We start from the raw sequence: 18626 nt of genomic DNA, 5'->3' as shown, positions 1-18626 counted from the left end.
CCGCGATCATTACCCTCGACGCGGACACGCATGTCGGAACCGATGCGCTTCCTCACCTGGCGAATGCCTCCGGCCGGTGCGAGAAAAGCGACCTCGCCAATCCCCATTCTCGCTGGTCAGAGACGCTTGCTGCTGGCGTCGTCGCCTCCTGGACACCGCGGGCCGGTGAAAGGCTGAGGTCAGCCCCCGCGCTGGCTGGCGGTAGGCGTACGGAGGACACCAGCCGCCTCCTCGAAGCGGTGTCACTCGTGTGCGGACACGATCATGGCGAGTGCTGCGGCCCGGCCGGGAATCCCGGCGTGAAACTGCTGACTGTCGCCGATGAAACGAGCGCAAGTCTGGACCCGGCACCCAATGCCGGGTCCTGGAGTGTGCGTTCCTCGCCTGTGACACGCGCTCAGTTGTCGAAGGCGCCTGAAGGCATTACCCGCAGTCGCGCCGCCCGCAGTCAGGGGATGAAGACGACGGGCGGCACGGGACTCTGCCGGACTCAGCGGCGCCAGTAGGGGGAGCAGTCCCAGTTCCAGGCAGGGTGGCGGTGGTGGTAGCGCCGGTCCCGGTCCCGGTCGTAGTCCCAGTCGCAGCGGTACCAGTGGCCGTGACGACGCCAGCGGTCGTCGCGGTCGTCGTGACGGTGCCAGCGGTTGTCGCGGTCGTCGTATCGACGCCAGCGGTCGTCGCGGTCGTCGCGGTCGTCGTGACGGTAGTCTCGGCGGTCGCTGTCGCCGCGGAACTCACGGGATCCGCCGTCCCGTGTGTGAGAGCCGCCTCCGTCGAACGAGGGCGCGCCCGACGCCGTCGCTGATGTGCTCGGAAGCGGCGGAGCCGCGATCGCCTGTGCCGAGAGAGGCACCATGACAGTTGCAGCCGCCAAAACGGCGCCCGCTACTGCCTTACCAAGGGTTTTCACATGGTCTCCTTTCGAGTATCGGGGTTGGGTTCAACCCGGTCTCAATCTGAAGTTACATCAAATTGTGCTGCTGTCACGCAGGCTGATTTGGTGTCAATCTCCGGTGTTGGGTCAAGCGGAATGAAGAAACGGCTGCTCAGCGGCTCTGTGAACGATTTCCTGGTACTCGACCCCTGTTCGCGCATGACACTCGGACAGGCGAATAGCGGACCCATTTAGATCTGCTTCACCATCCGGTGAAACATGGTTGATCGGATGAGGCCGGCTATTAAAGGCCCCGTATTTCTCGGAGTTTGCGGGCGGGCGGGCGGGCAAGGGAGTGCATTTCTGCGACCGCCGACGCGATAATTCTGCCCCGGCTCTTACGGAGTGAGTTCCTGGGAGAGCGGCCTGCGGGTGTTGGCCTGACGCCCTTGCATCCCTGTTTGGGCGCTGTCGGCCGTGAGGGCGAGGGCGGGGCCGGATGAGCCGTCTCCATCTGGTGGTGAGAGGACCTGTCCTTGGGGACGGTGCCGACGTACGCGCCGCCAGGGCTGCGCAGGAGTGAGCTGTAGCGGTGGAGAAGGTCGGCGTCAGTGCACAGGTTGCGTCGACTCGGCGGTCGATGAGGGTTGTTGACGCTTCCCGCGGCCGTGGCGAGTCGGCCTTCGAGGGCGATCTGGAACTCGGTCCAGGGTGCCCCCAGCGCAAGGTCCAGCGAAGAGGCCCCTATCCCCCGGGGTGAGTGAAATCAGCGCCATGTACCCGCACTTCAGTACTGCGGACTCAATCGGAGAGCGTCCTCGGTTCCGGAACGGCTTGCGAATGCGAGCGTTGACGCTCGTAAACGCGTTCGTCGGGCAGATCATCTTGCGGATCCCGACATCGAAGGGGCGAGGCAGACGGGCTTGAGGTCTTTGGCGACCTTGTCCCACTCCTGCCGCTCGGCGTCATCGCTTGCTTCCTGCGGTGGCTGATCGAGGAGCGGCGCATCCGGTACATGAGGGTCGGCCGACATGTCGTATCCCTGAAAGTGCGTTCAACGCACACGACTTCAGCGCCATGGGCGAGGGCGGCGGCCAGCTGGAGGCGCAGCACGAACGCTGGTTCATGGCCGAGTGCTGCCGCTGCGGTCGCCGCAAGCACAAGGCCGCCTACTGGCCGACGGATACGCCTGCCGGAACTGCTCGGACCGAGCGGTCCGGGCACGCGGCACCTGCCCAGGATGAGGCCAGGACCGCGCCCTTCCCGGGCTCCGGACCAGCGACGGCGCCGCGATCTGCACGACCTGCGCCGACTTCTCCCAGTCCCTCGACTGCTCGCGCTGCGGCTTCGACGGCAAGCTCCTGGGCGAACGCTGCACACTCTCCGACCGGCTCACCGCCTTCCTCGACGACGGCACTGGCCGGGTCCGCCCCGAGCTGGTCCCGCTGTTTGACCTGCTGGTGGCGATGGACAGACCCAGCAGCGGAGTGGCCTGGCCGGCCCTGCGCCACGACCAGCCGGGGAGCCCCTCGCAGAGGCTGTGGCAGCTCGGCCTCGGCCAGATCTCGCTGTAGGCGGCGAACCAGCGGTTGTGGGCCACGCTGTATGGGCTGCTGAGTACCGGTCAGCGGGCGGTGTTCGATTCCCTGTTCGTCGTGCCGCCGGGGCCCTGGTGTCGGAGCTTGACCGGCTGCGGCGCGGCCCCGTACGGATCTCCTGGCCTCAGATGCGGTGGGCTCTTCAGAGGGCGGAGAAGATCGCGGACCTGGGGATGGGCGAGGCCGAGGTGACGGGGATACCGCTGCGGCGGCTGGCTGAGCTGTCCCGCTACGGCGTGGATGGCAAGGCATCCCAACCGCGGTCTACCTGACAACGCGGGTGGTCGACGACACGCTGGACCTGTTGGAGGTACTGGTCGCGACGAAGCTGCTGGCCCAAGCGGAGCGGGAGACGGCGAAGGAGAGGCTGAAGACCCTGCCACGGGTGGAGCGGGCCGACACGAAGCTGGCAGTCGCGTTCCAGATCGTGTTCGACACCACCGCTGAGCAGGTCGACACCGACACCGGGGAGATCGTCCCGCCGAAGGTGGAGACGCTGGAGGCGACGTGGCCGGAGATTGGCAGGTCGTGCCGCGTGAGGAGCTGGCTGCGGCGATCGCCGCGCTGTTCGAGCTTGTCCCGCCGCTCGACTTGGACATGGAGATCGACCCGTACCACGCGGTTGCCACGGCCCGCCGCGGGGACGTCGACCGTGTCTCGGCGGCCGAGGTGCTGCTGGCCGGCCTGATACGGGTGGATGCGGTCGGGGAGCTGTCCCTTACCGGCGAGGGCACCGACCCCGCCGGGACACCGAAGCACCCGGTCCCGGCAGCTCTGCTGAGCACCCTGCGCCGCCCCGGGCCCCCGACGGCCCTGTACCCGCTGTACTGGGACACGGATCACCGCAACCTCCAGGATGCCTTCCTGGGCGCCGAGGACGCCAAGGTGCCGCGCTGGTCCGCGCGCACCAAGGACGCGCTCGCCCCTCTCGCAGTCCTGACCGCCGCACTGCTCGCACTGTGGTGCGCCGTCCAGATCGTGGTCCTCCGCCCCGAGGGCACTCCGCCAGGTGCAGGACTTTTCGCCCTCACCCTGTTTCTCTGCTTCGTCCTGTGGGTGATGCTCGCGGTGCCGATGGTCTGGGCGGCGTTGATGTGGTGGCCCCGACACCGCGACCCGTTCGGGGAGTACTGTCGACGCCTGCTGGCGCTTCCGGCCGAGCAGGGCCTCCACCCGGAGCAGCGTGAGCGGCTGGAGCGCAGTACCAGGGATCCGGTCCAGAAGGCGAAGGACCGGGAGGTCTGGATCGACGGTGGGGGTGGTTGCTGATGTCACGTCGAACGGATGAAGGAAGCGCCGAGTACGCCCCGGGCTTCCCGCGCCCCCGGTGCAGTTGGCTCATCGCGCGGGTACACCGAGGCGGGCGCCTGTCATGAACGGCACAGTGGAGAAGGTCACCATCGGCTGGCTGCTGGGCTTCGCGGCGTTCAATGCCGGCCTGGGCGTCACCTGGTGGGTGCGGACGCGCACGGACCGCCGACTGGTGCGCGCCATGCGCCGGTCGGCCATCGACCCGATAGCGGCGGCGTGGTGGCTCGGCGGCTCATGGCGCGGCACGAAGTATGAGGATAGGTCGAACCCGGCGAAGGTGGCTGTACGGCTGCTGGTGGTCGGCGGACACGCCCGGTTCACCGATACGGGCGGTGTCGCCCTGGTACCGGGGCCACGGGACGCCCTCACGGATCCTGTGCTCGCGGCGCTGGCCGACGGCCTGGGCCCCGACAGGGACGTCACGCTGTACGACCTGCTCACCGAGAAGCGCTTCCTGCCGTTCCGGACGGTTCTGGCCGAGCGCCGTCACGACGTGGGCAGGCCCCGCGGCCATTACAGGACTCCCGCCATGTTGGCGGCCTGCATGACGTCGTTCGGGCTGATGATGCACGCCATCGTCCTGAGCAGCAACGGGATCCCGTCGCTGCAGAAGGAGTTCACCGTCGACTGGTTCGTCACCGGGGTGGCGCCCTGGATCGCCCTGCCGATCGCCGCGGCGGCCTGGCCGGACGGATGGGGCCGTCCCTGGCCCCTGTTCAGCCGCCGGTGCCGCAAAGCGATCGCACGGGCGCTGGCCGACGAGGACCCCGAGGCCTACACCCGGTTCGACACAAGTAATTGTCTATTCCTGTGGACCGATGGTGCCGCCTAGTTATGCGCTGAGGTGTTCTTGAAGCATCTGCCAGGTGCCGGCGTGGTTGACGAGCACGTTGGTGCCGCGGCCTCTTCCTGATCGCGGCTGGCCGTCAATGGTTCCGGGCCCAGCGAACCGGTAGCGGCATATCGCGTCGTCATCTCTGTGAGTAATCCACTCCAGGTCGTCGATCGGGTAGATCTCGTCGCGGATGGCGGCGAAGGTCTCGGCGATGTCGGAGATGATGGCTTCGCGGCCGCGAAGCGATCCGTCGGAGAACCGGTAGACGGCCCCGGAAGCGATCAGTGGGACGAGTTGGGTGATGTCGTGACTGTTGGTGGCCTGCTCATAGGCGCGGATGAACTCCGTGAGCGGGGCGCTGGATTCGGGCATGGACTGGTCCTTTTCTCCCTTTCGCAGCGCGACAAGTGACGAGGGCTGTCAGGCCGCCGTGGCCTGGTCCCGCTCTACGAGGACGCCGCTCTCGAACCTCGCGCCGGCGCGGACGAGGGCGTCGAGGTGCGGTGCGGTGGCGGGGCAGGTTCCCTGAGGGCAGGCGGCAACGGGGGCGGGCCCCGGCGCCGCAGAGCACCGATGACGCTGTGAACGACGCCCTGCGCGCCGCGACCGTCCGCCTTGCCCGTGACCGGGAGGTCGGCGCGGAGCCGCCGGGCCGAGGCGAGCAGCCACGGCAGAGCATCGTCGGGGACGGACCCGGACTTGCGCCAGGCCGGCACGAAGGTCTCCGACAGGATGTCCTGTGCTGTCTCCCGGTCCGTACGGTGCAGCAGATACGCCAGTTCCCGATCGGCATGAGCCGTATAGAGACCCTCCAGGGCCCGGTGTCCGGCCGGGTCACCGTAATCCCCGGCGGCTGTTCGTCGTCGTCTCACAGCACCTCCATTTTCCGTCCGTCAACGGCCGTCAACCGGGAGATGTACGGTCGGGACGGATCTCTTGCAGCCTCTGACGGATTGGGGCTCGGGCCGTCCCGGCCGCGTGACACGGAGCATGAGCTTGCCGTGGCTACAGACCCCGCGCGAGTCGCCCGTGCGCGGTCGCCACCTGCTCCGGCGGCAAGGGCTCACCACGCTCGCCGGCCAGCAGACCGCATCCGACCTGGCCTTTCTTGCCAGAGCGATGAAGGCGCCGGTCCTGCTTGCCGCCGCCGACCGACTTGCCGAACGGGCCCGCAAGAAGTCCTGGACCCACACCGAATGGCTCGGCAAGCGGGACAACATGAGCACCGCGACGAACCGCGACTCGCGCCAGCTGTTCCCCGGACGCCTGGCCGGGCAGCCGATGCACCCGACCTTGGCATCCCACCACCGCAAGCCGGCTCTCCGTGATCCGCGAGCACGCCCTGGGAAGTGGTCGCCATCGGGCTGAACCCCACGGAGAACTGACGACAGTTGAATACGCGAGCCCACCAGTACCAAGGCCGGTATCTCCGTCACCCTGATCGCCGGTACTCTGCAGGCGATTCGTCAGAGGGTCGGCAAGCGGGGCGTCTCGGCCTACCTTGGCGACGGCGGCGTAGCGCCAGATCGAGCGCGACAACCTGGACGAGCTGATCGCGGACTTCGACGAGGTGCACGGCCGGGCCGATCCAGAGGCCGTGGCGGCGCAGGGCACGGCGTCGACGCCGTGCGCCCCATCCGAGGCGAGATCGAGGACCGTGGGTCTGCTCGCCGACCTCGGGGTGAAGCCGTGGGCAGGGCGGCTCCACCCGGGTTCGTGAGCCGTCACTTTGCGTTGGCGACTTCGCAGGTGCAACATGCGATAGTGGCGCAGGTCATGCGAAAAGCGTCTCGCGATTCGAGACGTACGGGGTCCGGGCTGCTCAGAGTGGCGCCCGAGCGCTCCTGGGGTGCCCCTGGATTCTGACTTAGGGCACACAGAGGGCACGCCACTCTCGAATTGGACTGGACGACAAATGAACCCCAGGTCGCTGACCTGGGGTTTCGTAGTGGAGCGGGTGACGAGAATCGAACTCGCGCTCTCAGCTTGGGAAGCTGATGTTCTACCATTAAACTACACCCGCGTAAGACGCCGGTCGCGGCCGGTGTCCGATTGCCTCGTCACTGTACAACATCCCGGGCCCCCGGCGCTGAAGCCGCGGGGTCCGTGTGTGTTTCGTGGGGTGGGATCCGGCTGCGGGCGGCCGGAGTTGGGGCGTACGGTGGGGGTGCCGAAGAGGGGTCGGGCGGGGTCGGAGTGCCGCCTGGAGGGTCTTCCCGTTCGTCCCGTAATGTGGCTTTCGTTGTCCGGCGAGCAGCAGCCGGACGCGGTTCTTTGGGGAAGGGACTCTAGGACTTGATGGAGCGCACCGTCGTCCGTTGTGCCGATGGGCACGTGTTCAGCACCGCTTCGTTCCCGATGCAGCAGGCCGAGCGGCTCGGCCCCGGGCGGCTCGTCCGGTGTCCCCGGTGTGCGCGGCTCCGCAGTGCCGTGCCGGTGACGCTCGAGAGGCGGTAGGGGCCGTGAAGCGGTAGCCGAGCCAGCGGGCAGACGCGCGGAGTCGTCCTGATTGCAGGGGCTCCGCGCGTCTTGCGTATCCTCGGGACGTGCTTCTCTCAGACAAGGACATCCGGGCCGAGATCGACGCCGGGCGGGTGCGGATCGATCCGTATGACGAATCCATGGTGCAGCCGTCGAGCATCGACGTGCGGCTGGACCGCTTCTTCAGGGTGTTCGAGAATCACCGGTACCCCCATATCGATCCCTCCGTCGAGCAGGCGGATCTGACCCGGCTGGTCGAGCCGGAGGGGGACGAGCCGTTCATCCTGCACCCCGGCGAGTTCGTGCTCGCGTCGACGTACGAGGTCATCACCCTCCCCGATGATCTCGCCTCCCGGCTGGAGGGCAAGAGCTCCCTCGGGCGGCTGGGGCTGGTCACGCACTCCACCGCCGGCTTCATCGACCCGGGGTTCAGTGGACACGTCACGCTTGAGCTGTCCAACCTCGCCACGCTCCCCATCAAGCTCTGGCCCGGTATGAAGATCGGACAGCTGTGTATGTTCCGGCTCAGCTCGCCGGCCGAGCACCCGTACGGCAGTGAGCGGTACGGCTCCCGGTACCAGGGCCAGCGTGGGCCCACCGCCTCGCGGTCCTTCCTCAACTTCCACCGGACCCAGGTCTGAGGGGGGAAGAGGATGAGTGACGCAGTGGGCCGGGAAAATCTCAGCTACGAGCAGTTCGGCGTCGCCGTCCGCGAGCTCGCGCAGGCCGTCGCCGACGACGGGTACGAGCCCGATGTCGTCCTCAGCATCGCCCGCGGGGGTGTCTTCGTCGCGGGCGGGCTTGCCTATGCCCTCGACTGCAAGAACATTCACCTGGTGAACGTGGAGTTCTATACCGGTGTGGGGCAGACGCTCGACATGCCTGTCATGCTGGCGCCCGTCCCCAACGCGATCGACTTCACCGACAAGAAGGTGCTGATCGCCGACGACGTGGCCGACACCGGCAAGACGCTGAAGCTGGTGCACGACTTCTGCCTCGATCACGTCGCCGAGGTGCGTTCCGCCGTCATCTACGAGAAGTCGCAGTCCCTGGTGAAGTGCGAGTACGTCTGGAAGCGCACCGACGACTGGATCAACTTTCCGTGGAGTGTTTTGCCGCCGGTGCGGGCTGCGGGGGAGCCGGTGCTCCCCTCGACCGAAGCGCTCTGACCTGCGGTTGGATCTCAGGCGGCGGTCTGGGTGCCGGTGGACCAGATGGGCGTCTCCCGGTAGGGAATCGTGACGTTCGCGTCGTTCTGGAGCACCGGGTTGCCGTACGTCGGTGTCAGGGCCCCAGAGCACGAAGTCGCCGTTCGGCCGCATGGTGGGTTTGAGGCGGTTCGTGCTCCAGAGCGGGCCGGTCTACCAGGACCAGGCCATCTGGTCCGCCAGGACCGGCCACTGACCGGGCAGCCGGTCCGCCCGCCATGCGGCGAGCACCGCGGCCCGCGTCTCCTCGACCGACTCGACGTCGACGCCGACGGCGTACTCCTGCTCGGTTTCCTTCTCCTGCGTCACGTCCCGCTCCCTCCCTCTCGACCCGTCACGATCACTCCGACGGCCGTCGCACCGGCCCCCGGCCCATCCGGTCCCGCCCCGAGGCAGCCGCTCCGGCTCAGTCACCGTGCTCTCGTCCAGCCATGAACACGCCTCCGTGCCGCCGCCGCCCCACGCCGGTTCCTGCGGGAACAACTCCCGCATCAGGACCAGCGGACCGAGGCCCTCATCCATCACCCGCAGCACCTTGAGCCGCGCACCCGGCACAAACACCATCCGGTCCGGCCAGCCCGTACGGGTCGAGGGTTCGGTACGACACCCCGTCAGCGACCACACCAGGAACACCCGCACCCCGTCCCGCACCCCGTCCGGCACCCTGTCCGACACCACCCCCGAGCCCGCCCCCAGCCCCCATCCCCGAGCCCGCCCCCAGCCCCCATCCCCGAGCCCGCCCCCGAGCCCCCACCGACGTCCCCGCCCAGAACCCCCGCCCAGAACCCCCGCCCGGTGACGACCCGCTGCCCCCGACACCGAACCCCTCGCAGCCGCCGCCCCGGCCGGTGACCCGGCTGCTCTCGGCACCCCGCTGTCGGCGATCAGCCCGGAGGTGTTGCGCCGCTGCGGCCGATTCCTGCGCCGCCGCGAGGACCGCCCGCCAGAAGCACCGCGAGCTCAAACGCCGTTCGGCCTAACAGCCGCTCCCCGCTGAGACAGCCGAACGCATCGGTCCGCCCCTCGGCACCGTCAAGTCCCGTCCGCACGCGGCCCGTCGGTACATACGCCAATGGCCGGCCCTCACGCCCTGAACGGAGACGAAAGGACCAGCCACGGGTGCCGCGGAGCCAGGTGGAGCTAGAACGTGCCCAGCTTCACGATCGACAGCAGAGCGATCAGCTGGATCGCCGACGCGCCCAGCGCCTTCGGCCACGGCAGGTCGTGCGACTTGCTCACCATCATGGTCAGCAGCGCGCCCGCCGCGACCCACGTCACCCACCCCAGCAGCTGCACGAACGACGCGTCGCCGCCCGCGAACATCGCGACCAGCAGCCGCGGCGCGTCGGTCAGCGACATGATCAGCATCGACAGCCCGACCGTCGGCTGCCACGCGCCGTCCCCGCCGAGCTGACGGGCCAGGGTGTGCGTGACGGCGCTCAGGACGAAGGAGCTGATCACCATCGCGACGGCCGTCGTCAGCACGATCGGGATCGCGTTGGAGAGGGTGGCCTTTATCGCGTCGTCACGGGTGTCGTCGAACCCGAAGACCGCGAGCAGGCCGTAGAGGAAGGTCACGACGAGGGCGGGGCCCCACATCGTGTAGTCCCGCATCCGCAGGAAGGTCTGGTTGGGGGACAGGACGATCCCGCGCAGCAGGTCCTTCCAGTGCAGCCGGGGCCCGGTCGGCCCGGCGGGCGCGCCCGCACCCGAGTGGTACGTCTCGCCCTGGCTGTACTGCTGGTGGTCGTTGACCGAGAACGCCTGGGTGTGCCCCGGGTTGTTCGCCGCGTACGGGTCGTGCGGGGCGCCGCCGCCGAAGTACTCCGGCTCGTCGCTCCCGCCGCCGTTGCCTTGCGAGGGCCACTGACCGCTGCCGCCCCCGCCGTACGGCGGCTGCTGCCCGCCGCGGAACTGCGGGGGGTACGGCTGCTGCGCCGGCGGCGCGTAGCCGTGCGAGGGTCCCGCGGGGCCCTGTTGGCCCCGCGGCGCCTGCTGCCCGTACGGAGGGTTTTGCGGTCGCGCTTGGGGGGCACGGCCGTCCCGGCCGCCACGTCCGATCCTGAATCCAGCCACGTCCTCGAACGTACCTGGTCCGACCGACAGACGTGCCGGAGCCGGCCTCCGGGACCCCCCTTTGCGGCCGAGCTGTGACATCCCCTAAGGGATGTCATGGCGCTGTGTCAGTGGTTCGTCAGGGGCGACCGGGCAACCTTGAGTGGGGTACGGGGTACGGGGGGTACGGGGGTCGCGCGGCGCGCGGAAACGGCGGTGCCCCCAGGCCCGGAAGGACCTGGGGGCACCGGACGAACACGGTCGCCGGGGTTACTTCACCGGCTCCGGCTCCGGCTCGCTCTCCGTCTCCGCCTCGCCCGCCGGGGGCTCGTCGTCGATGACGGGGGTCTTGACGGACTCCAGCAGGAGCTGGGCGACGTCGACGACCTGGATGGATTCCTTGGCCTTGCCGTCGTTCTTCTTGCCGTTGACCGAGTCGGTGAGCATGACGAGGCAGAACGGGCAGGCCGTCGAGACGATGTCCGGGTTGAGGGACAGGGCCTCATCCACGCGTTCGTTGTTGATGCGCTTGCCGATCCGCTCCTCCATCCACATCCGCGCGCCGCCGGCGCCGCAGCAGAAGCCGCGTTCCTTGTGGCGGTGCATCTCCTGCTGGCGCAGGCCGGGGACGGCGGTCATGATCTCGCGCGGGGGCGTGTAGATCTTGTTGTGGCGGCCCAGGTAGCAGGGGTCGTGGTAGGTGATGATGCCTTCGACCGGGGTCACCGGGATCAGCTTGCCCTCGTCGACGAGGTGCTGGAGCAGCTGGGTGTGGTGGATGACCTCGTAGTCGCCGCCGAGCTGCGGGTACTCGTTGCCGATGGTGTTGAGGCAGTGCGGGCAGGTGGCGACGATCTTCTTCGCCGACTTGGGCTTGGCGGACTCGGGGACGACCTTGCCGTCGTCGTCCGTCTCCTCGCCGAACGCCATGTTCAGCGCCATGACGTTCTCCATGCCGAGCTCCTGGAACAGGGGCTCGTTGCCCAGGCGGCGGGCGGAGTCGCCGGTGCACTTCTCGTCGCCGCCCATGATCGCGAACTTGACGCCCGCGATGTGCAGCAGCTCGGCGAAGGCCTTGGTGGTCTTCTTGGCGCGGTCCTCCAGGGCGCCGGCGCAGCCGACCCAGTAGAGGTACTCGACCTCGGTGAGGTCCTCGATGTCCTGGCCGACGACCGGGATCTCGAAGTCGACCTCCTTCGTCCACTCCAGGCGCTGCTTCTTGGCCAGACCCCAGGGGTTGCCCTTCTTCTCCAGGTTCTTGAGCATCGTGCCCGCCTCGGAGGGGAAGCTGGACTCGATCATGACCTGGTAGCGGCGCATGTCGACGATGTGGTCGACGTGCTCGATGTCGACGGGGCACTGCTCGACGCAGGCGCCGCAGGTGGTGCAGGACCACAGGACGTCGGGGTCGATGACGCCGTTGTCCTCGGCGGTGCCGATCAGGGGGCGTTCGGCCTCGGCGAGAGCGGCGGCCGGGACATCCTTCAGCTGCTCCTCGGACGCCTTCTCCTCGCCCTCCATGGTCTTGCCGCCACCGGCGAGGAGGTACGGGGCCTTGGCGTGCGCGTGGTCGCGCAGCGACATGATCAGCAGCTTCGGGGAGAGCGGCTTGCCGGTGTTCCAGGCGGGGCACTGCGACTGGCAGCGGCCGCACTCGGTGCAGGTGGAGAAGTCGAGCAGGCCCTTCCAGGAGAACTGCTCGACCTGGGAGACGCCGAAGACGTCGTCGTCACCGGGGTCGGTGAAGTCGATCGGCTTGCCGCCGGAGGTCATCGGCTGGAGGCCGCCGAGGGCGGTGGCGCCGGTGGCCTCGCGCTTGAACCAGATGTTCGGGAACGCCAGGAAGCGGTGCCAGGCCACGCCCATGTTGGTGTTGAGCGAGACCACGATCATCCAGATGAACGAGACGCTGATCTTCACCATCGCGGTGAGGTAGATCAGGTTCTGGAGAGTGGTGACGCCGAGGCCCTTGAAGGCCAGGACCAGCGGGTACGAGGCGAAGTACGCGGCCTCGTAGTGCTCCACGTGGTGGATCGCGCCCTCGAGGCCGCGCAGGGTGTAGATGGCGAGGCCGATGGTGAGGATGACGTACTCGACGAAGTACGCCTGGCCCGCCTTGGAGCCCGCGAAGCGGGACTTGCGGCCCGGGCGCGAGGGCAGGTTGAGCAGCCGGATCACGATCAGCACGGCGATGCCGAGGATCGTCATCACGCCGATGAACTCGATGTAGAGCTCGAACGGCAGGAAGCCGCCGATGACCGGCAGGGTCCAGTCGGCCTGGAAGAGCTGGCCGAAGGCCTGTGCCAGGGTCGGCGGCAGGGTCAGGAAGCCGATCGCCACGAACCAGTGGGCGAAGCCCACGATGCCCCAGCGGTTCATCCGCGTGTGGCCGAGGAACTCCTTCACGAGCGTGACGCTGCGCGCGTAGGGGTTGTCGGTCCGGGTGCCGGCCGGAACCGGCTGGCCCAGTTTGAAGTACCGGACGAACTGACCGATGGCGCGTGCGAGCAGCGCGACGCCGACCACGGTCAGGACCAGCGACACGATGATCGCGGCGAGTTGCATGAGGGGGCTCCTCGGGCCTGCGAGGGTCGAAAGTACTAGGCGGTTACTAAGCGGTAACTTATGCGGTCCGTCTGAGACTACCCCTATCTTGCGCTGCACTGTAGCGGGCGGTGAGGTGATCTGGATCGCTGAGGGTCACCTCAGAGTCTGACCGTGTTATTCGCAACAAATTGGTACATTTGTTACTAACTTATATCCGTGCTCTACGGGATCGCCGCCGCCACCACCGCCCTCCTGCTCGCCGCCGTCCTCGCCGGCCTGCTGCGCGTGCCCGCCCTGCGTCTCGGGCTGGTCGAGCGGCGGCAGCGACAGCGGCGGGTACCGCTGTCCGGGGGCCTCGCCGTCGTCCTCACCACCTGCCTCGTCGTGCTCGCCGGCGACCACTGGGGATACGCCCCGCTCGGCGACGGCATCGGGGCGCTGATCCCGGCCGCGGGCGCCGTGGCGGGGCTGGGGCTGATCGCGGACGTCTGGCGGCTCAAGGCCCGCTTCCTCGTGCTCGGTACGGCGGTGGCGGCCGCCTTCGTCGTGCCCTACGGCGACACCGGTCCCTGGGCGGGGGCGCTCGCCGTCGCCTGGATCACCTTCGTGGCGCTCGCCTTCCGGTCCCTCGACCACGCGGACGGGGTGGCCGGCACGGTCGGGGTCGTCACCGCCTTCGGTGCGGCCGCCTGCGCGGCGGTGGAGGTGCTGGACGGGGTGGCCGTCCTGCTGAGCGTGCTCGCCGCCGCGCTCACCGGCTTCCTGATGCACAACTGGCCCCCCGCGCGCGTGGCGCTCGGCGCCTGCGGCTCGCTGTTCGCCGGGTTCGTGCTCGCCGCCGCCGCGGTCACGGTCCGTGCGGGCGGCGACGCGGGTGAGGGGGCGGGCGTGCTGTTCGCCCTCACGGCGGTCGCCGCGGCCGACGCCGTCCTCGTCGCCGTGGCGCGGCGGCTGGCCGGGCGGCCCCTGCTGCGCGGCGGCCCCGACCATCTCGCGCACCGGCTGCGCCGGCTCGGGCTCACCCCTCAGGGGGCGGTCGTGCTGCTCGGTGTGGCGGCCTTCGCCGGGGTGCTGGTCGGGACGCTCGTGCACAACGGGTGGGCGGGGCCGCGGGCGGTGTGGTGGGTGGCGGGCGGCGCCCTGGCCGTCGTACTCGGACTGCTGCGGGTCCCGGTGTACGGGCCGCCACGCGCGCGTAGGGGTGCGTACGACGCCGTACGCGCGCGTGGTGACGAGTACGGCGCCCCACGCGCCCGTGTCCCGCGGCGCGACCCCCGGACCGGTGCCCGCCCCGGCCCCCGGCAGGGACCTCGGCGGGCGGCGGTCTACGGCCCCCGGCGTCAATCCGAGTCTGCTGCGGGACCCCCTGATTCGGGTGATCGTCGGGCCGATCGCGATGCGTCTGTGCAGGTCGACGGCTTCTTGCGTGTAAGGAACGGATAAGAGTTGAGTGGGTGTGACTCAGGTCTGTTGACCCAGCGGTGAGGCTCGTGCACACTTGAGTCCGTTCCACTCAAGTCAGCTGGAGGAAGATCACCATGGCACGTGCGGTCGGCATCGACCTGGGCACGACTAACTCCGTCGTCAGCGTTCTTGAAGGCGGCGAGCCCACCGTCATCACCAACGCAGAGGGCGCCAGGACCACGCCGTCCGTCGTCGCCTTCGCCAAGAACGGCGAGGTCCTCGTCGGCGAGGTCGCCAAGCGTCAGGCGGTCACCAACGTGGACCGCACCATCCGCTCGGTCAAGCGCCACATGGGCACCGACTGGAAGATCGAGCTGGACGGCAAGCCGTTCAACCCGCAGCAGATCTCCGCGTTCATCCTGCAGAAGCTGAAGCGCGACGCCGAGGCCTACCTGGGCGAGAAGGTGACCGACGCGGTCATCACCGTCCCGGCCTACTTCAACGACTCCGAGCGCCAGGCCACCAAGGAGGCCGGTGAGATCGCGGGCCTCAACGTCCTGCGCATCGTCAACGAGCCCACCGCGGCCGCGCTCGCCTACGGCCTCGACAAGGACGAGCAGGTCATCCTCGTCTTCGACCTCGGTGGCGGCACCTTCGACGTGTCCCTCCTGGAGATCGGCGACGGCGTCGTCGAGGTGAAGGCCACCAACGGTGACAACCACCTCGGTGGTGACGACTGGGACCAGCGCGTCGTCGACTACCTGGTCAAGCAGTTCGCGGCCGGGCACGGCGTGGACCTCGGCAAGGACAAGATGGCGCTCCAGCGTCTGCGCGAGGCCGCCGAGAAGGCGAAGATCGAGCTGTCCTCCTCCACCGAGACCTCGATCAACCTGCCGTACATCACGGCGTCCGCCGAGGGCCCGCTGCACCTGGACGAGAAGCTCACCCGCGCCCAGTTCCAGCAGCTGACCGCGGACCTGCTCGAGCGCTGCAAGACCCCGTTCCACAACGTCATCAAGGACGCCGGCATCTCGCTCGCCGAGATCGACCACGTCGTCCTCGTCGGCGGCTCGACCCGTATGCCCGCCGTCGCCGAGCTCGTCAGGGAGCTGACCGGCGGCAAGGACGCCAACAAGGGCGTGAACCCGGACGAGGTCGTCGCCATCGGCGCGTCCCTCCAGGCCGGTGTCCTCAAGGGCGAGGTCAAGGACGTCCTGCTGCTCGACGTCACCCCGCTGTCGCTCGGTATCGAGACCAAGGGCGGCATCATGACCAAGCTCATCGAGCGCAACACCACGATCCCGACCAAGCGCTCCGAGATCTTCACCACGGCCGAGGACAACCAGCCGTCGGTGCAGATCCAGGTCTACCAGGGCGAGCGCGAGATCGCGGCGTACAACAAGAAGCTCGGCATGTTCGAGCTGACCGGTCTGCCCCCGGCGCCCCGCGGCGTCCCGCAGATCGAGGTCTCCTTCGACATCGACGCCAACGGCATCATGCACGTGACCGCCAAGGACCTGGGCACGGGCAAGGAGCAGAAGATGACCGTCACCGGCGGCTCCTCGCTGGCGAAGGACGAGGTCGACCGCATGCGCCAGGAGGCCGAGCAGTACGCGGACGAGGACCACCGCCGCCGCGAGGCCGCCGAGGCCCGCAACCAGGGCGAGCAGCTCGTCTACCAGACCGAGAAGTTCCTCAAGGACAACGACGACAAGGTCCCCGGCGAGATCAAGACCGAGGTCGAGGAGGCCCTCGTCGAGCTGAAGGAGAAGCTCAAGGGCGAGGACACCGCCGAGATCCGCACCGCCACGGAGAAGGTCGCGGCGGTCTCCCAGAAGCTCGGCCAGGCCATGTACGCCGACGCCCAGGGCGCCCAGGCCACCGCCGGCGGCGCCGGTGAGGCCAAGGCCGACGACGACGTCGTCGACGCCGAGATCGTCGACGACGAGCGCAAGGACGGTGCCGCGTGACGGAGGAGACCCCGGGCTTCGAGGAGAAGCCCGACGTCCCCTCCGGCGCCACCCCCGACGACGCCGAGCCGAAGGCCGCCGCCTCCGAGGAGGGGGCGGCCCCGGCCGGGGACGCGAACCAGACAGCAGGCCTTGTGGCCCAGCTGGACCAGGTGCGCACCGCGCTCGGCGAGCGCACCGCGGACCTCCAGCGGCTCCAGGCCGAGTACCAGAACTACCGCCGCCGGGTCGAGCGCGACCGGATCGCGGTCAAGGAGATCGCCATCGCGAACCTCCTGACCGAGCTCCTGCCCGTGCTCGACGACATCGGCCGCGCACGGGAACACGGCGAGTTCGTCGGCGGCTTCAAGTCGGTGGGCGAGTCGCTGGAGACCGTCGCGGCCAAGATGGGCCTCCAGCAGTTCGGCAAGGAGGGCGAGCCCTTCGACCCGACGATCCACGAGGCCCTGATGCACTCGTACGCGCCGGATGTCACCGAGACGACGTGCGTGGCGATTCTGCAGCCCGGGTATCGGATCGGCGAGCGCACCATCCGCCCCGCGCGGGTGGCCGTCGCCGAGCCCCAGCCCGGCGCCCAGGCGGCCAAGGCCGAGTCCTCGGACACGGCCTCCGCCGAGGCGGCGGACGAGAAGGACAACGGCCCTGAGGAGGGCTGACGTAGACAGCCAGCGGACCACCGGAGAGGGGGCACGTCGAGGATGAGCACCAAGGACTTCATCGAGAAGGACTTCTACAAGGTCCTCGGCGTCCCCAAGGACGCCACCGAGGCCGAGATCAAGAAGGCGTACCGGAAGCTCGCCCGCGAGTTCCACCCGGACGCCAACAAGGGCAACGCCAAGGCGGAGGAGCGCTTCAAGGAGATCTCCGAGGCGAACGACGTCCTCGGCGACCCCAAGAAGCGCAAGGAGTACGACGAGGCGCGCGCCCTGTTCGGCAACGGCGGCTTCCGCCCCGGGCCGGGCGCCGGCGGCAACTTCAACTTCGACCTGGGCGACCTCTTCGGAGGCGGCGCCCAGGGCGGGGGCTCCGGCGGCTTCGGCGGCGGCATCGGGGACGTCTTCGGCGGCCTGTTCAACCGGGGCGGGGGCGGCACCACCCGCACCCAGCCCCGGCGCGGCCAGGACATCGACACCGAGGTCACCCTGACCTTCACGGAGGCCATCGAGGGCGCGACGGTTCCGCTGCGCATGTCCTCGCAGTCCCCGTGCAAGGCCTGCTCCGGCACCGGCGACAAGAACGGCACACCGCGCGTGTGCCCGACCTGCGTCGGCACCGGCCAGGTGGCGCGGGGCTCCGGCGGAGGGTTCTCCCTCACCGACCCCTGCCCGGACTGCAAGGGCCGCGGTCTGATCGCCGAGCACCCCTGCCTGGAGTGCAAGGGCAGCGGCCGCGCCAAGTCGTCCCGGACCATGCAGGTCCGTATCCCGGCCGGGGTCACGGACAACCAGCGCATCCGGCTGCGCGGCAAGGGCGCGCCGGGCGAGCGGGGCGGTCCGGCCGGTGACCTCTACGTCGTCGTCCATGTCGGCGCCCACCCGGTGTTCGGCCGCAAGGACGACAACCTGACGGTGACGGTGCCGGTGACGTTCGCCGAGGCGGCCCTGGGCGGGGAGATCAAGGTCCCCACCCTCGGCGGCCCGTCCCTGACCCTGAAGCTGCCGCCCGGCACCCCCAACGGCCGCACCATGCGGGCGCGGGGCAAGGGCGCGGTCCGCAAGGACGGCACCCGCGGTGACCTCCTGGTCACCGTCGAGGTGAGTGTGCCGAAGGACCTGTCGGGGAAGGCTCGTGACGCGCTCGAGGCGTATCGCGAGGCGACCGTGGACGAGGATCCGCGGGCGGAGCTGTTCGAGGCCGCGAAGGGAGCCTGAGGGTGATGGACGGGCGTCGACGCAGTGACAGTTTTCGTGGGCCGTATGAACTGACCGAGGAGACCCCGGTCTACGTCATCTCGGTGGCGGCCCAGCTCTCCGGCCTGCACCCGCAGACGCTGCGTCAGTACGACCGGCTGGGCCTGGTCTCCCCCGACCGCACCGCGGGCCGGGGCCGGCGCTACTCGGCCCGCGACATCGAACTGCTGCGCACTGTCCAGCAGTTGTCGCAGGACGAGGGCATCAACCTGGCCGGCATCAAGCGGATCATCGAGCTGGAGAACCAGGTCGCCGCCCTCCAGAACCGGGTCGTGGAACTCCAGGACGCCCTGGAGGGCGCGGCGGCGGCGATGCAGCAGCGCGAGGCAGCGGTCCACGCCTCCTACCGCCGGGACCTCGTCCCGTACCAGGAGGTCCAGCAGACCAGCGCGCTGGTGGTGTGGCGCCCGAAGAAGCCCAAGGACTGACGGAC

The 18626-nt window shown here is 69.1% G+C and carries 15 protein-coding genes, 1 tRNA gene and 3 pseudogenes; 12 read left to right on the top strand and 7 right to left on the bottom strand.

The annotated features are described in order from the left end of the window. Positions 1 to 490 precede the first annotated feature (490 nt). A complete protein-coding gene (locus ABZ464_RS27760; protein ID WP_359280752.1) occupies positions 491 to 910 on the bottom strand; it encodes a hypothetical protein in 420 nt (139 codons plus the stop codon). Between the two features lie 1538 nt (positions 911 to 2448). On the opposite strand from ABZ464_RS27760, the pseudogene ABZ464_RS27755 reads away from it, so the two are divergent. Beyond that, positions 2449 to 3069 (top strand): annotated as a pseudogene (locus ABZ464_RS27755) (Tn3 family transposase); the annotation flags it as partial. Positions 3070 to 3844: 775 nt separating this feature from the next. Continuing rightward, complete coding sequence (locus tag ABZ464_RS27750; protein WP_359280751.1) at positions 3845 to 4615, top strand: hypothetical protein; 771 nt, start codon at positions 3845 to 3847, stop codon at positions 4613 to 4615. On the opposite strand, the gene ABZ464_RS27745 is transcribed toward ABZ464_RS27750, so the two are convergent. Both ABZ464_RS27745 and ABZ464_RS27740 read right to left on the bottom strand, forming a co-directional pair. Beyond that, positions 4616 to 4990 (bottom strand): nuclear transport factor 2 family protein, encoded by a 375-nt coding sequence (locus ABZ464_RS27745; protein ID WP_359280749.1) that lies wholly within the window; start codon positions 4988 to 4990, stop codon positions 4616 to 4618. Positions 4991 to 5064: 74 nt separating this feature from the next. After that, the gene (locus ABZ464_RS27740; protein WP_359280747.1) at positions 5065 to 5490 is read right to left on the bottom strand and encodes a hypothetical protein; all 426 of its coding nucleotides are present in this window, start codon (positions 5488 to 5490) and stop codon (positions 5065 to 5067) included. Positions 5491 to 5608: 118 nt separating this feature from the next. On the opposite strand from ABZ464_RS27740, the gene ABZ464_RS27735 reads away from it, so the two are divergent. Together ABZ464_RS27735 and ABZ464_RS27730 are read left to right on the top strand one after the other, a co-directional pair. After that, the gene (locus ABZ464_RS27735) at positions 5609 to 5986 is read left to right on the top strand and encodes a hypothetical protein (protein ID WP_359280744.1); all 378 of its coding nucleotides are present in this window, start codon (positions 5609 to 5611) and stop codon (positions 5984 to 5986) included. Positions 5987 to 6013: 27 nt separating this feature from the next. Further along, positions 6014 to 6227, top strand: a pseudogene (locus tag ABZ464_RS27730) (hypothetical protein); the annotation flags it as partial. Between the two features lie 340 nt (positions 6228 to 6567). On the opposite strand, the gene ABZ464_RS27725 reads toward ABZ464_RS27730, so the two are convergent. Further along, positions 6568 to 6641, bottom strand: a tRNA-Gly gene (locus ABZ464_RS27725). 523 nt (positions 6642 to 7164) lie between these two features. Between ABZ464_RS27725 and dcd the strand changes: the two genes are divergently transcribed. Further along, positions 7165 to 7740, top strand: coding sequence for a dCTP deaminase (gene dcd, locus ABZ464_RS27720; protein ID WP_043502688.1), 576 nt, complete (start codon positions 7165 to 7167; stop codon positions 7738 to 7740). Positions 7741 to 7752: 12 nt separating this feature from the next. Beyond that, entirely contained in the window at positions 7753 to 8268 is a 516-nt protein-coding gene (locus ABZ464_RS27715; RefSeq protein WP_359280741.1) for a phosphoribosyltransferase, read from the top strand. 192 nt (positions 8269 to 8460) lie between these two features. Here the strand turns inward: ABZ464_RS27715 and ABZ464_RS27710 are convergent, their stop codons facing one another. After that, entirely contained in the window at positions 8461 to 8616 is a 156-nt protein-coding gene (locus ABZ464_RS27710) for a hypothetical protein (RefSeq protein WP_359280738.1), read from the bottom strand. 502 nt (positions 8617 to 9118) lie between these two features. On the opposite strand from ABZ464_RS27710, the pseudogene ABZ464_RS27705 reads away from it, so the two are divergent. Then, a pseudogene (locus tag ABZ464_RS27705) lies at positions 9119 to 9401 on the top strand (hypothetical protein); the annotation flags it as partial. A 46-nt stretch (positions 9402 to 9447) separates the two neighbouring features. On the opposite strand, the gene ABZ464_RS27700 reads toward ABZ464_RS27705, so the two are convergent. After that, positions 9448 to 10464 (bottom strand): Yip1 family protein, encoded by a 1017-nt coding sequence (locus ABZ464_RS27700; protein ID WP_359280735.1) that lies wholly within the window; start codon positions 10462 to 10464, stop codon positions 9448 to 9450. A gap of 168 nt (positions 10465 to 10632) precedes the next feature. Further along, complete coding sequence (locus tag ABZ464_RS27695; protein WP_359280732.1) at positions 10633 to 12927, bottom strand: heterodisulfide reductase-related iron-sulfur binding cluster; 2295 nt, start codon at positions 12925 to 12927, stop codon at positions 10633 to 10635. Positions 12928 to 13125: 198 nt separating this feature from the next. On the opposite strand from ABZ464_RS27695, the gene ABZ464_RS27690 reads away from it, so the two are divergent. The 5 genes from ABZ464_RS27690 (at position 13126) to ABZ464_RS27670 (ending at position 18621) form a co-directional block, all read left to right on the top strand. Next, a complete protein-coding gene (locus ABZ464_RS27690; protein WP_359280729.1) occupies positions 13126 to 14352 on the top strand; it encodes an undecaprenyl/decaprenyl-phosphate alpha-N-acetylglucosaminyl 1-phosphate transferase in 1227 nt (408 codons plus the stop codon). A 95-nt stretch (positions 14353 to 14447) separates the two neighbouring features. Next, positions 14448 to 16283 carry a molecular chaperone DnaK gene (gene dnaK / locus ABZ464_RS27685; protein ID WP_359280726.1) on the top strand — a complete coding sequence of 612 codons (1836 nt, stop codon included), beginning with the start codon at positions 14448 to 14450 and terminating at the stop codon, positions 16281 to 16283. After that, complete coding sequence (gene grpE, locus ABZ464_RS27680) at positions 16280 to 16939, top strand: nucleotide exchange factor GrpE (RefSeq protein WP_359280724.1); 660 nt, start codon at positions 16280 to 16282, stop codon at positions 16937 to 16939. The genes dnaK and grpE overlap by 4 nt, the downstream gene beginning before the upstream one ends. A gap of 42 nt (positions 16940 to 16981) precedes the next feature. Further along, the gene (dnaJ, locus tag ABZ464_RS27675) at positions 16982 to 18154 is read left to right on the top strand and encodes a molecular chaperone DnaJ (RefSeq protein ID WP_359280721.1); all 1173 of its coding nucleotides are present in this window, start codon (positions 16982 to 16984) and stop codon (positions 18152 to 18154) included. 5 nt (positions 18155 to 18159) lie between these two features. Further along, complete coding sequence (locus ABZ464_RS27670) at positions 18160 to 18621, top strand: helix-turn-helix domain-containing protein (protein WP_359280719.1); 462 nt, start codon at positions 18160 to 18162, stop codon at positions 18619 to 18621. Positions 18622 to 18626: the final 5 nt, after the last annotated feature.

The organism is Streptomyces sp. NPDC005820 (genome assembly GCF_040630255.1).
Classification (GTDB): Bacteria; Actinomycetota; Actinomycetes; order Streptomycetales; family Streptomycetaceae; genus Streptomyces.
This window is presented reverse-complemented; position numbering and strand designations above follow the sequence as displayed.

What these genes read in the sequence shown, in the direction of transcription:
- ABZ464_RS27750 (WP_359280751.1), top strand. Translation starts at nt 3,845, where the DNA reads ATGAACGGCACAGTGGAGAAGGTCACCATCGGCTGGCTGCTGGGCTTC.
- ABZ464_RS27745 (WP_359280749.1), bottom strand. Translation starts at nt 4,990, where the DNA reads ATGCCCGAATCCAGCGCCCCGCTCACGGAGTTCATCCGCGCCTATGAG.
- ABZ464_RS27735 (WP_359280744.1), top strand. Translation starts at nt 5,609, where the DNA reads ATGAGCTTGCCGTGGCTACAGACCCCGCGCGAGTCGCCCGTGCGCGGT.
- ABZ464_RS27715 (WP_359280741.1), top strand. Translation starts at nt 7,753, where the DNA reads ATGAGTGACGCAGTGGGCCGGGAAAATCTCAGCTACGAGCAGTTCGGC.
- ABZ464_RS27700 (WP_359280735.1), bottom strand. Translation starts at nt 10,464, where the DNA reads ATGTCACAGCTCGGCCGCAAAGGGGGGTCCCGGAGGCCGGCTCCGGCA.
- ABZ464_RS27695 (WP_359280732.1), bottom strand. Translation starts at nt 12,927, where the DNA reads ATGCAACTCGCCGCGATCATCGTGTCGCTGGTCCTGACCGTGGTCGGC.
- dnaK (WP_359280726.1), top strand. Translation starts at nt 14,448, where the DNA reads ATGGCACGTGCGGTCGGCATCGACCTGGGCACGACTAACTCCGTCGTC.
- dnaJ (WP_359280721.1), top strand. Translation starts at nt 16,982, where the DNA reads ATGAGCACCAAGGACTTCATCGAGAAGGACTTCTACAAGGTCCTCGGC.
- ABZ464_RS27670 (WP_359280719.1), top strand. Translation starts at nt 18,160, where the DNA reads ATGGACGGGCGTCGACGCAGTGACAGTTTTCGTGGGCCGTATGAACTG.